General features: G+C 77.2%; 12 protein-coding genes. 8 read left to right on the top strand and 4 right to left on the bottom strand.

Annotated elements, in window-relative coordinates:
• The 3 genes from AC5FZL_RS11515 to AC5FZL_RS11525 all read left to right on the top strand — a co-directional run.
• Window positions 1-481, top strand: a 481-nt coding sequence (locus AC5FZL_RS11515; protein ID WP_493618742.1) for an adenylyltransferase/cytidyltransferase family protein, incomplete at its 5' end; no start/stop codon positions are given.
• A 12-nt stretch (window positions 482-493) separates the two neighbouring features.
• Window positions 494-1,201, top strand: coding sequence for an SDR family oxidoreductase (locus tag AC5FZL_RS11520; RefSeq protein WP_493618744.1), 708 nt, complete (start codon window positions 494-496; stop codon window positions 1,199-1,201).
• Window positions 1,198-2,199 (top strand): glycosyltransferase family 9 protein, encoded by a 1,002-nt coding sequence (locus AC5FZL_RS11525; RefSeq protein ID WP_493618746.1) that lies wholly within the window; start codon window positions 1,198-1,200, stop codon window positions 2,197-2,199. The genes AC5FZL_RS11520 and AC5FZL_RS11525 overlap by 4 nt, the downstream gene beginning before the upstream one ends.
• Here the strand turns inward: AC5FZL_RS11525 and AC5FZL_RS11530 are convergent.
• Window positions 2,196-4,487 carry a diguanylate cyclase domain-containing protein gene (locus AC5FZL_RS11530; RefSeq protein WP_493618747.1) on the bottom strand — a complete coding sequence of 764 codons (2,292 nt, stop codon included), beginning with the start codon at window positions 4,485-4,487 and terminating at the stop codon, window positions 2,196-2,198. The genes AC5FZL_RS11525 and AC5FZL_RS11530 overlap by 4 nt on opposite strands.
• Window positions 4,488-4,630: 143 nt before the next feature.
• On the opposite strand from AC5FZL_RS11530, the gene AC5FZL_RS11535 reads away from it, so the two are divergent.
• Window positions 4,631-5,776: an ATP-binding protein gene (locus AC5FZL_RS11535; RefSeq protein ID WP_493618748.1), complete on the top strand. Its 1,146-nt coding sequence runs from the start codon at window positions 4,631-4,633 to the stop codon at window positions 5,774-5,776.
• Window positions 5,777-5,862: 86 nt separating this feature from the next.
• Here AC5FZL_RS11535 and AC5FZL_RS11540 read toward each other — a convergent pair whose 3' ends face one another.
• The gene (locus AC5FZL_RS11540) at window positions 5,863-6,066 is read right to left on the bottom strand and encodes a cold-shock protein (protein ID WP_493618750.1); all 204 of its coding nucleotides are present in this window, start codon (window positions 6,064-6,066) and stop codon (window positions 5,863-5,865) included.
• 245 nt (window positions 6,067-6,311) lie between these two features.
• On the opposite strand from AC5FZL_RS11540, the gene AC5FZL_RS11545 reads away from it, so the two are divergent.
• Both AC5FZL_RS11545 and AC5FZL_RS11550 read left to right on the top strand, forming a co-directional pair.
• Window positions 6,312-7,823 (top strand): AlkA N-terminal domain-containing protein, encoded by a 1,512-nt coding sequence (locus AC5FZL_RS11545; RefSeq protein WP_493618752.1) that lies wholly within the window; start codon window positions 6,312-6,314, stop codon window positions 7,821-7,823.
• A gap of 41 nt (window positions 7,824-7,864) precedes the next feature.
• Entirely contained in the window at window positions 7,865-8,389 is a 525-nt protein-coding gene (locus tag AC5FZL_RS11550) for a methylated-DNA--[protein]-cysteine S-methyltransferase (RefSeq protein WP_493618753.1), read from the top strand.
• On the opposite strand, the gene AC5FZL_RS11555 is transcribed toward AC5FZL_RS11550, so the two are convergent.
• Both AC5FZL_RS11555 and AC5FZL_RS11560 read right to left on the bottom strand, forming a co-directional pair.
• Window positions 8,379-8,897 carry a 2'-5' RNA ligase family protein gene (locus tag AC5FZL_RS11555; RefSeq protein ID WP_493618755.1) on the bottom strand — a complete coding sequence of 173 codons (519 nt, stop codon included), beginning with the start codon at window positions 8,895-8,897 and terminating at the stop codon, window positions 8,379-8,381. The two genes, AC5FZL_RS11550 and AC5FZL_RS11555, sit on opposite strands and share 11 nt — an antisense overlap.
• An 11-nt stretch (window positions 8,898-8,908) precedes the next feature.
• Entirely contained in the window at window positions 8,909-9,910 is a 1,002-nt protein-coding gene (locus AC5FZL_RS11560; protein WP_493618757.1) for a UDP-glucuronic acid decarboxylase family protein, read from the bottom strand.
• Between the two features lie 101 nt (window positions 9,911-10,011).
• Between AC5FZL_RS11560 and AC5FZL_RS11565 the strand changes: the two genes are divergently transcribed.
• Both AC5FZL_RS11565 and AC5FZL_RS11570 read left to right on the top strand, forming a co-directional pair.
• Window positions 10,012-10,989: a glycosyltransferase family 2 protein gene (locus AC5FZL_RS11565; protein WP_493618759.1), complete on the top strand. Its 978-nt coding sequence runs from the start codon at window positions 10,012-10,014 to the stop codon at window positions 10,987-10,989.
• On the top strand, window positions 10,989-11,695 hold a 707-nt coding region (locus AC5FZL_RS11570; protein ID WP_493618761.1), incomplete at its 3' end, for a glycosyltransferase family 2 protein. The genes AC5FZL_RS11565 and AC5FZL_RS11570, both read left to right, overlap by 1 nt.

An 11,695-nucleotide genomic window follows, 5' to 3' on the forward strand; every position in this document is an offset into this window, starting at 1 on the left:
CGCCGAGGAGGTCGTCGCGCGGGTGCGCGCGGCCGGCGGCACCGTCGTGGCCACCGGCGGCTGCTTCGACGTCCTGCACGCCGGGCACGTCGCGTGCCTGGAGGCGGCCCGCCGCCTGGGCGACGCGCTCGTGGTGCTCATCAACTCCGACGACTCGGTGCGCCGGCTCAAGGGGCCGGGCCGCCCGGTCAACGACGCCGGCGACCGCGCCCGGGTGCTGGCCGCCCTCGACAGCGTCGACGCGGTGGCCGTCTTCACCGAGGACGGCCCGCGCGCCGCGCTCGACCGGCTGCGCCCGGACGTCTGGGCCAAGGGCGGCGACTACGGCGGCGCCGAGCTGCCCGAGGCCGCCCTGGTCCGCGGCTGGGGCGGGCGCGTGGTCCTGCTGCCCTACCTCGACGGCCGCTCGACCACCGCGATCCTCGCCCGGGGCGGCTCCGCCGAGGCGGCCAGCCCCGCTCCCCTGCCCCACCACCCCTGACCTGGAGGTCCTGTGTCCACTCCCCTTCCCGAGCAGCGCGAGCTCGGCACCGTCTACGTCACCGGCGGGTCCAGCGGCCTGGGCGCCGCCGTCGTCGAGGTCGTCACCGCCCTGGGCGGCACCGCCGCGGTGATCGACCGCGCGGCGCCGGCCAGCGGCGTCCCGCACGCCCTCGCCGACGTCTCCGACGCGGCCGCCGTCCAGCGCGCCGTGGACTCCCTCGTCGAGCAGGTCGGCCCGCCGACCGCCCTGTTCACCGCTGCGGGCACCGACGCGGTCGGGCGCCTCGAGGACGTCGCGGTGGACGCGTGGGAGAAGGTGATCGGCGTCAACCTCATCGGCACCGCCGCCGCCGTCCGCGCCTGCCTGCCCCACCTCAAGGCCAGCCGCGGCACGATCGTCACCGTCTCCTCCTCGCTGGGCCTGCGCGCCGCGAGCGACGCGACCGCCTACTGCGCGAGCAAGTTCGGCATCGTCGGCCTCACCCGCGCCCTCCAGCTCGAGCTCCGCGGCGAGGTCGGGGTGACCATGCTCGTCCCGGCCGGCATGCGCACGGCCTTCTTCGACGGGCGCACCGAGCAGTACAAGCCGGGCCCGGACGCCGACCTCATGGACCCCCGCCAGGTCGCGCTCTCGGTGGTGCACGCGCTGCGCCAGCCGATCGGCACCGAGGTCCGCGAGATCGTCATCACCGTCTCCACCGAGCCGTCCTGGCCGTGACGGCTCCCGGGGGCGCGCACGAGGGCGGCGTCCGCACGGTCGTCGCCCTGCGCGCCCTCGGGCTCGGGGACGCCCTCACCGGCGTCCCCGCCCTGCGCGGCCTGCGCCGGCTGTGGCCGGGCGCCCGGCTGGTGCTGGCCGCGCCCGAGGGCGTCGGGGCGTGGCTGCAGGGCCACGGCCTCGTCGACGCCGTCCTGCCCGCCCACGGCCTGGCGCCGCTGGCGCCGGACGCCCTCGTGCGCTCCGCCGCCGAGCACCCGCAGGTCCTGGCCGGGCGGGCGGTGGACGTCGCGGTGAACCTGCACGGGAACGGGGAGGCCAGCGCGACCGCGCTGGCCGCGCTGCAGCCCGCCCGCGTCGTCGCCTTCGCGAGCGCGCTGCACCCGCAGGGCCCGGCCTGGCACCCCGCCGAGCACGAGGTGCTGCGCTGGTGCCGGCTGGTGCAGGAGGCCGGCGGCACGTGCGGGCCGGCCGACCTCGTGCTGCGCGACGAGCTCGAGCGGACCGGGACGGTCGTCGTGCACCCCGGCGCCGCCTCGGGCAGCCGGCGCTGGCCGACCGAGCGCTGGGCGCAGGTCGTCGCCGCGCTGCGGGCCCGGGGCCGGGACGTGGCGGTGACCGGAGGACCGGACGAGCGCGCGCTGTGCGCCGCGGTGGCGGTCGACGGCGCGCGCGACCTCGCGGGGGCGCTGACCCTGCCCGACCTCACGGACCTCGTCGCCACCGCCGCCCTGCTCGTGTGCGGGGACACCGGCGTGGCGCACCTGGCCACGGCGACCCGGACGCCGTCGGTGCTGCTCTTCGGGCCGACGCCGCCGGACCGCTGGGGCCCGGCCCTGGACGCCGACCGGCACGCGGTCCTGTGGCCGGCGCCGTCGGGCCACCACGCCGGCGACCCGCACGCCGAGGCGGTCGACCCGGTGCTGGCGGCCACCACCGTCGAGGACGTCCTCGGGGCGGTCGCCCGCCAGCTGGAGCGCGGGCTGCCCGCCGCCTAGCGCGCCCGGTCGTGGGCGCCGGCGGCGGCGCGCTTGCGGGCGTACATCCGCAGGTCGGCGGCGTGGAAGAGGCTGCTGAAGTCGTCGCCGTCGGCTGGGCTGGCGCTGATGCCGATGCTGACGCCCACCGAGACCCGCACGCCGCCGACGAGCACCGGCGCGGAGACGGCGTCGGCCATCGTCGTCGCCACGGCGGCGGCGTGCTCGTGGGCCGAGGCGGCGTCCAGGCCGGTGAGGACGACGATGAACTCGTCTCCGCCGGGACGCGCGATGAGGTCTGCGCGGCGCAGCTGGCCGCGCAGTCGGCGGGCCACGGTGCGCAGCAGCTCGTCGCCGGCGGCGTGGCCCCACGAGTCGTTGACCGGCTTGAAGCCGTCGAGGTCGCAGAAGAGCAGCGCCACCGACTCCCCGCGCGCCCGCGCCTCCCACAGCGCCACCTCGAGCCGCTCCTCGAGGCTGCGGCGGTTGAGCAGGCCGGTGAGCGGGTCGGTGGACGCCAGCTCCTCCAGGCGGGAGAGGTAGTGGTGCGCCCGGTCGCGCTCCTCGCGCAGGGCCCGCTCGGCCTCGACCGTGGCCGTGACGTCGGTCTGGACGCCGATGTACTGCACCACCCGGCCCGCCTCGTCGCGCACCGGGGCCAGGTGCAGGTCGTTCCACCAGGGCGTGCGCTCGGGGCCGCGGACGTTGAGCAGGGTCTCGGTGCTCTCCTCGCCCGCCGCGACGGCCGCCCGGATGCGGGCGACCGTGGCGGGGTCGGAGTCGGGGCCCTGGAGGAACCGGCAGTTGCGGCCGAGCACGTCCTCCGCGGGCAGGCCGGAGAGGACCTCGAAGGCGCGGTTGACGTAGACCAGCGGCTGGTCCGGGCGCGTCATGTCGCTGATCGTGATGCCGCTGGTCGAGGCCGCCAGGGCCCGCTGGAGCGTCTCCCCGGCCAGGCCACCGACCTGCACCGCCCCGGACACGACGCCGGGCAGGGACGCCGCGAGCGCGGCGGAGGCGCGGGGCGCGGGCACGACGGCGGCCAGCGCGGTGTGCTCGGCGGGGCTGCCGACGCGCGGCGCCACCCGGGCCAGCAGCGAGCGCGCCGCGGCGGCGACGACCTCGCGGTCGTAGGTCAGGGCGAACTCGAAGGTGCGCTGCAGGTCCGGGCCGTGCTCGCCGAGGTCGCGGGCCAGCAGCGCCGCGGCGAAGTGAGGGCCGATCACGGCGACGTCCCACTCCCCCCGCACGGGGTCGCCGGAGCCGAGGTCGGCGCCGCGCACGCCCGCCACCGGGGTCGGCGACAGGCCCTCCCCGATCGCGGCGACGAAGCCGACGCGGTCGGCCAGGTCGCGGTAGCGCGCCGTGGTGGCCGGGGTGAAGTGGCGCGCCTCCTGGAAGGTGGCGGCGACCACGCAGGTCTCGCCGATCCGCATCGCCTCGCGCTCGAGCTGCTTGCTCAGCTCGATGAGCAGGCGCTTGGCCGAGCGGCGCAGCGGCGTCCCGGGCGGCAGGCAGGAGAACGGGGAGCGGTCGGCGGCGGCCACGTGTGCGGCCGGGTCGAGCAGGGGCATCGGCGCGGTCGGCGCGACGGGCGTCGGTGCGGCGGTGGGCCGCCCGAACAGCCAGCCCTGCCCCAGCCGGGCGCCCAGCGCCTGGGCGGTGAGCAGGTGCCGCTCGTCCTCGATGCCCTCGGCGAGCACCAGCGCTCCGCTGCGCTCGGCGTAGGCGTTGACCGCGTTCATGATCTCGGCGATGGCGGGGCCGGGGCGCTCCTGGACCAGCCGCAGGTCGAGCTTGACCACGTCGGGGCGCAGGAGGGGCATGAAGGCCAGCGAGGCGCTGTCGGCGCCCACGTCGTCCAGCGCGATCCCCCAGCCGAGCGAGCGCACGCGCTCGACGGTGCGCAGCAGGTGCGCCGGGCGGGCGGCGATGGACCGCTCGGTGATCTCCAGGACGATGCGGAGCGAGCCGGCGGCCTGCGCCATCACCGCGACGAGGTCGTCCAGCGGCGCGGCGTCGAGCACCTCCGGCTCGACGTTCACGAAGAGGGCGACGGGGTCGAAGATGCGGTGCTCGGCAGCGGCGCGGAAGGCCGAGAGCCGGCACGCGGCGTCCAGCTCGGCGAGCAGCCCCCCGGCGCGGGCGGCGGCGAAGAGGGCGTCGGGGCCCTCCAGCGGGCCGGCCGGGCCGCGCACGAGCGCCTCGTAGGCGACCACGGCTCCGCTGTCCAGGTCCACGATGGGCTGGAAGACGCTGCGGAGCGCGTGCTCGCTGAGCACGCGCTCGATGGTGTCCGAACCTGCCACCAGGGGTCCTCCGCTCGCCACGACGTCCGCATCGGCGCTGGGTCCGGCGGTCTGTAGCCTTTCGCCCCCGTCCTCACCCGTCCAGGTCCGGACGGCGGTGCTGGTGCGCCGCTGGGGCGCATGTGATGATGCAGTGACCAAGCGTGATCTCCCGGGGGTGGCTGGTGCTCGTTCCGCGCTCCACCGACGTGGGCGACGACGTGGGCGACGACGTGGGCGACGACGTGGGCGACGCGGGCGACGGTCCGGCCGACGGTCCGGCCGACGGCTGGGCCAGTACCGGGCACCTCGCCTCGCCGGCCTACGAGCCGGAGCTGGAGGCCGTCCGCCGGGCCCGCAGCTTCGTGCGGACCTCCCTCGAGGCGGTCGGGCTGGACGGCTGCGCGGACGACGCCGGCCTCCTCGTCTCGGAGCTGGCCGCCAACGCCGTGCTGCACGCCCGCACGCCCTTCGCGGTGCACCTGCGGCCGACCCTGGAGGGCGGGGTGCGCGTGGAGGTCCACGACCGCTCCCCCCTGCCGCCGGTGCACACCGCGCACAGCGCGAGCGCCACGAGCGGGCGCGGGCTCGACCTCGTGGCGACCATGGCCACCCGGTGGGGCAGCCACCCGGTCGCCGACCTCGACGGCGCGGACGGCGAGCACCACGACGACCGCGGTGGCGAGGACGGCCGCCAGTGGGTCGGCAAGAGCGTGTGGTTCGAGGTCGAGGCCACGAGCGCGGCCCCGGTCGTCGACACCGACACGCAGGAGCTGCTGGCCCTGTGGACCGACGGCGAGGAGGCCTTCGCGTCGGCCCCCGGCGGTCCTTCTCCCCGCGAGGGCATCATCACCGGCCCGCTGCCGGCCCAGGAGCCCGAGTTCGACGTCCTCGTGCCCGACCTGCCGGTGGCCGAGCTGCTCGCGGCCGAGGAGGCCGTCGAGGACCTGCTGCGCGAGCTGCAGCTGCTGCTGCTCGCCCCCTCGGGCAGCGGAGCCGACGCGGACGTCGACGACGCGGCGGCGGCGCGCCTGGACCGCGCGGCGCACGACTTCGAGCGGGGCCGTCGCCAGGTCCGCGAGCAGGTGACCTCGGCCGCCGCCCGCGGCGAGGAGGCGATGACCCTGCACCTGAGGCTGCCGGCCTCGGCGCGGTCGGCCGCGGAGCGCTACCGGGACGCGGTCGCCGCCGCCGAGGACCTCTACCGCGACGGTCCCCTGCTCACCGCGCCCGAGGGCGGCCAGCGGAACGCCGAGGTGCACCTGCGCTACCTCGACGAGGTCGTCCGGCAGCTGCCCGACGAGGCCTGACCGCCGGCGGCCGACCCGAGCCGACCCCGGGCAGCACGAAGGGGAGCCCGGCCGAAGCCGGACTCCCCTTCGAAGCGCTGATCAGATCAGACGGCGCGGACGTTCTCCGCCTGCGGGCCCTTCTGGCCCTGCGTGACGTCGAACTCGACGCGCTGGCCCTCGTCGAGGGACTTGTAGCCGTCGCCGACGATGGCGCTGAAGTGGCAGAAGACGTCCGGACCGCCACCCTCCTGGGTGATGAAGCCGAAGCCCTTCTCCGCGTTGAACCACTTCACAGTGCCCTGAGCCATGGTGCTTTTCCCTTCACGTTGTTCGAGATCCCAGTGCGGGACCTCGGGCTGCCGCAGCGTCATGCATGTACCAGCGGCCGCAACCCCGAGAACGAAGAGATGCAACAGCAACCGAGATCCACTCTACACAAGAGGGCCTGCTGGCAACAGTCCCCGCCGCACGGGCGTCGTCGCGGGCCCGTCGGCCCCACGTCCGTGTCCGATACCCGCCAGCGCCCGGGTCGCCGTCCGGCCATGCTGGAGACGTGCACGAGGACGCCGAGGCCTGCCTGAGGGCCGTGAGGGGGCGCGACGCCCGCTTCGACGGCTGGTTCGTCACCGCCGTCACGAGCACCGGCATCTACTGCCGCCCCAGCTGCCCGGCGGTGACCCCGCGGGCGGAGAACGTGCGCTTCTACCCGAGCGCGGCCGCGGCGCAGCGCTCGGGCTTCCGCGCCTGCAAGCGCTGCCGCCCGGACGCCGCCCCGGGCTCGCCCGCCTGGGACCCGCGCGCCGACGTCGTCGCCCGGGCCGTGCGGCTCGTGGCCGACGGCGTCGTGGACCGCGAGGGCGTCGAGGGCCTCGCCGCCCGGCTGGGCTACGGCGCGCGGCAGCTGGGCCGCCTCGTCACCGCCGAGCTGGGCGCCGGCCCGCTGGCGCTGGCCCGGGCCCAGCGCGCGCGCACCGCCCGGGTGCTCGTGGAGTCCACGGACCTGCCGCTGTCCGACGTCGCGCACGCCGCGGGCTTCGCGAGCGTCCGGCAGTTCAACGCCACCGTCCAGGAGGTCTACGCCGCGACCCCGGGCGAGCTGCGGCGCCGCGCGGGCGCGCGGGCGCCCTCCCCCTCGCCCTCCCCCTCGCGCTCCCCCGCACCTCCCTCCGAGCCCACCGACGGCCCGCTGGACCTGCGCCTGCCCTTCCGCGCCCCGCTGGAGCCCGGGAACCTCTTCGGCCACCTGGCCGCCACCGCGGTGCCCGGCGTGGAGGAGTGGCGCGACGGCGCCTACCGCCGCACGCTGCGCCTGCCGCACGGGCACGGCGTGGTGGCCCTGCGCCCGGCCGGCGACCACGTCGCCGCGCGGGTGCGCCTGAGCGACCTGCGCGACCTGCCCGCGGCCGTCGCGCGCTGCCGGCGGCTGCTCGACCTGGACGCCGACCCGGTCGCCGTCGACGACGCCCTCGCCGAGGACCCGGTGCTCGCGCCGCTCGTGCGGGCGGTGCCCGGCCGCCGGGTGCCGCGGACCGTGGACGCCGAGGAGCTCGCCGTGCGGGCGGTGCTCGGCCAGCAGGTCAGCACCGCGGCCGCGCGCACCCACGCCGCCCGGCTCGTGCTCGCGCACGGGGAGGCCGTCGCGGACCCCGAGGGCGGCCTCACGCACCTGTTCCCCACGGCGTCCGCGCTGGCCGATCTGGACCCGGAGGCGCTGGCGCTGCCGGCGGCCCGGCGCAGGGCGCTGCTCGCGCTCGTGCGGGCGCTCGCGGCGGGCGACCTCGTCCTCGACGCCGGCGCCGACCGCGAGCGCGCCCGCGCGCAGCTGCTCGCCCTGCCCGGCATCGGCCCGTGGACGGCCGAGACGGTGGCGATGCGGGGCCTCGGCGACCCCGACGCGTTCCTGCCGACCGACCTCGGCGTCGCCGCCGCCGCGGCGCGCCTGGGCCTGCCCGCCACTCCGGGCGCCCTGCGCTCCCGCAGCCGCGCCTGGAGCCCCTGGCGCGCCTACGCCACCCAGCACCTGTGGGCGGTCCTGGACCACCCGGTCAACGCACTGCCCCGCTGACCGCCCCGCCCCGCCGTCCCGCACCACCGGAGGAGAGCCCCGTGCGCACCCACACCACCCACCCGAGCCCGATCGGCCCGCTGACGCTGGTCGCCGAGGACGGCGTCCTCGCCGCGGTCTACACGGCCGAGCACCGCCACGCCCCAGCCCCCGCGACCCACGGGCTGGCCGTCGCGAGCGGTTTCGAGGCCGCGGCCGAGGCGCTGGACGCCTACTTCGCCGGAGCGCTCACCGCCTTCGACCTCCCGCTCGCGGCCCGGGGCACGCCCTTCCAGCAGCGGGTGTGGGCGGCGCTGCGCGAGATCCCGTACGGCACCACGGCGTCCTACGGGCAGCTCGCCGCCGAGCTCGGCGCCCCGGGCGCCAGCCGGGCGGTGGGGGCGGCGAACGGGCGCAACCCGCTGAGCGTCGTCGTGCCCTGCCACCGCGTCGTGGGCTCCGCCGGGGCGATCACCGGCTACGCCGGCGGGGTCGAGCGCAAGCGGTTCCTCCTCGCGCTCGAGGCCGAGCACGCCGGCACGGCCGCGCCGCTCGCCCTGCCGCTCGCCCTGCCCCTCAGCCGCTGAACGGCACCGTCTCGAGGTGCTCCCACGGGCCGCCGAGGTAGCGCCACAGCGCCAGCCCCTCGGCGCGCACCGACCACGGGCTGAACGTCTCGGCGAGCTGCTCGTAGAGCTCGCGGGCGCGGTCGGGGGCCACCTTGTTCTGCACCGTCACGTGGGGGGACAGCCGCTGGCGGTCCTGCGCGGTCAGCTCGTCGCCGAGCAGCCCGCTGAAGGCGGTCAGCAGCTGGCGGTGCACCGCCGCCAGGTCGGGCGACTCGAGGCCGTACGCGACCCCGCGCCCCAGCAGCCGGATCCCGGCGACCCGCACCTCGAACGGCGGGCGCCGCGCCGCCTCGACGACCTCGGCCAGCACCTCGTCGTGCCGCGCCCCGGGCAGGGCGTGGAAGAGCGTGACGTGGGCGCGCAGGTGGTTGCGCTCGGCGGGGAAGTGCTCGCGGCGCACCCGGTCCAGGCGCTCGGCGTCCTCCTGGGCCAGGGCCAGGGTCAGGACGAGCGGCTGGTCGCTCACGGTGGCGCCCCTCACGCCGTCCGGGCGTCGGAGCCGGCGAGGGCGGCGGAGGGGACCAGGGCGCCGGCGAACCACTCCACCGTGCGGGCCAGGCCCTCCTCCCACGGCACCTGCGGGGACCAGCCGAGCAGCTCCTCGGCCAGCGCCGTGTCGGGCCGGCGCACCTGGGGGTCGTCGACCGGGCGCTCGACGAGCTGGATCTCCGACGACGACCCGCAGGCCGCGACGACGTCCTCGGCGATCCGGCGCACCGTCAGCTCGGTCGGGTTGCCGATGTTGACCGGGCCGGGGTGGCCGCTGGCGGCCAGGGCCAGGATGCCCGTGACCAGGTCGTCGACGTAGCAGACCGAGCGGGTCTGGAGCCCGTCGCCGGCGACGGTGATCGGCTCGCCGGCGAGCGCCTGGCGGATGAAGGTCGGGATCGCGCGGCCGTCGAAGGGGCGCATGCGCGGGCCGAAGGTGTTGAAGATGCGCACGATCGCGGTGTCGACGCCGTGGTGGGTGCGGTAGGCCGTGGTCAGCGCCTCGCCGTAGCGCTTCGCCTCGTCGTAGACCCCGCGCGGGCCGACCGGGTTGACGTGCCCCCAGTAGCCCTCCGGCTGCGGGTGCACCTGCGGGTCGCCGTAGACCTCCGACGTCGAGGCGAGCAGGAACCGGGCGCCCTTCTCCTTGGCGAGGCCGAGGGCGTGCAGGGTGCCGATGCTGCCGACCTTGAGGGTCTCGATCGGCATCTGCAGGTAGTCGATCGGCGAGGCCGGGGAGGCGAAGTGGAGCACGAGGTCGACGTCGCCGGGCACGTGCACGAAGTCGGTGATGTCGCAGCGCACCAGCCGGAAGCCGGGGTGCTCGAGCAGGTGGGCCACGTTCGCCGGGGACCCGGTGAGGAAGTTGTCCAGGCACACCACCTCGGTGCCGCGCGCGAGCAGCTCCTCGCACAGGTGGCTCCCCAAGAAGCCGGCACCGCCGGTCACCACGGCCCGTCGCGGCTGCGTCGCCGCCTCTGCAGTCCTCACACCTGGATGATCCACGACCGCGCGCACCGGCGCGACCGGCGGGGGCCCGGACGAGGCTCCCGGCGGGCGCCGCTCCCGGCCGTCGTGCACGATCAGCCGCGATGACCACCACCACCCCGCGCCCCTCCCCGCCGCCCGCGCCCTCGGCGCCGGCGGCCGCCGCCGGTCTCGACTCCCGGACCGGCGTCGTCGTGATCACCTGGAACCGCCGGGAGGAGGCGCTGCGCGCGCTCGAGCGCCTACTGGCGCTGCCCGAGCGGCCCCGGGTGGTGGTCGTCGACAACGGCTCCACCGACGGCACGGCGGGCGCGCTGCGCCGCTGCTTCCCCGACGCGTGCGCGCCCGGCGGGCAGGTGGACCTCGTGGCCCTGCCCACCAACGCCGGAGCACTGGGGCGCAACGTCGGCGTCGCGCGGCTGGACACCCCGTACGTGGCGTTCTGCGACGACGACACCTGGTGGGACGCCGGCTGCCTGACCCGCGCCGCCGACGTGCTCGACGCCCACCCCGACGTCGCGGTCCTCACCGCGCGGATCGTCGTGGAGCCGGCGGGCACCGACGACCCGATCGTCGCGGAGCTGCGCGACTCCCCCGTGCGCGGCCGCCCGGGGCTGCCCGGCCCGGCGCTCGGCAGCTTCCTGGCCGGCGCCTCGGTCGTGCGCCGCGACGCCTTCACCGCGGTCGGCGGGTTCTCGGCCCGCCTGTGGCTCGGCGGCGAGGAGGAGCTGCTGGCCGCCGACCTCGCGACCGCCGGCTGGGAGCTGTGCTACCTGCCCGACCTCACGGTGCACCACCAGGCCTCCCCGCTGCGGGAGAAGGCGCTGCGGCGCCGGCACGGCGTCCGCAACACCCTCTGGTTCACGCTGCTGCGCCGGCCCTGGCCCTCCGCGCTGCGGCGGATCCGCGTGCTGGCGCGCACCGTGCCGTGGGACCGCACGACCGCGCTGGGCGTGGTCGACGCCGTCCGCGGCCTGCCGTGGGTGCTGCGCGAGCGGCGTCCACTGCCCCCGCGCGTGGAGGCCCGCTTCCTCGCGCTCGAGCACGCGCAGGCCACCTCGACGGCCCGGAGCTACGCCTGATGGGCGCCGCCCAGCAGGACTCCGCACAGGACTCCGCGCAGGACTCCGCCAAGGTCACCGTCGTCGTCGCGAGCATGAACCGGCGCGAGGAGCTGCTCGCCTCGCTGCCGCGCCACGAGGGGCCGGTCGTCCTCGTCGACAACGGCTCCACCGACGGCACGGTGGAGGCGGTGCGCGAGAGGCTGCCCCACGTCGAGGTCGTGCCGCTGCCCGCCAACCGCGGCGCCGCCGCCCGCACGCTCGGCGCGGCCCGCGCCCGCACCCCCTACGTCGCCTTCGCCGACGACGACTCGTGGTGGGCGCCGGGCTCGCTGGCGCGCGCCGCTGAGCTGCTGGACGCCGCCCCGCGGGCGGCGCTGCTCAACGCGCGGATCCTCCTCGGGCCCTCCGAGCGGCTCGACCCGGTGTGCGACCTGCTCGCCACCTCGCCGCTGGGGACCGCGCCGGACCTGCCGGGCCCGAGCCTGCTGGGCTTCATCGCCTGCGCGGCCGTGGTGCGCCGCGACGCCTTCCTCTCCGTCGGCGGCTTCGACGACGTCGTGGTCTTCCCCGGCGAGGAGGAGCGGGTCGCCCTCGACCTCGTCACCGACGGCTGGGGCGTGGCCTACGCCGACGAGCTCGTCATCCACCACCACCCCTCCCCCGTGCGCGACGGCGCGGAGCGTCGGCGCACCCGGATCACCCGCGCCGCGCTGCTCACCGCGGT

This window comes from Quadrisphaera sp. DVD1 (genome assembly GCF_058932755.1).

Coding starts and splice junctions, on each gene's coding strand:
- AC5FZL_RS11540 (WP_493618750.1), bottom strand. CDS start 6,066: ATGGCTCAGGGCACTGTGAAGTGGTTCAACGCGGAGAAGGGCTTCGGC.
- AC5FZL_RS11565 (WP_493618759.1), top strand. CDS start 10,012: ATGACCACCACCACCCCGCGCCCCTCCCCGCCGCCCGCGCCCTCGGCG.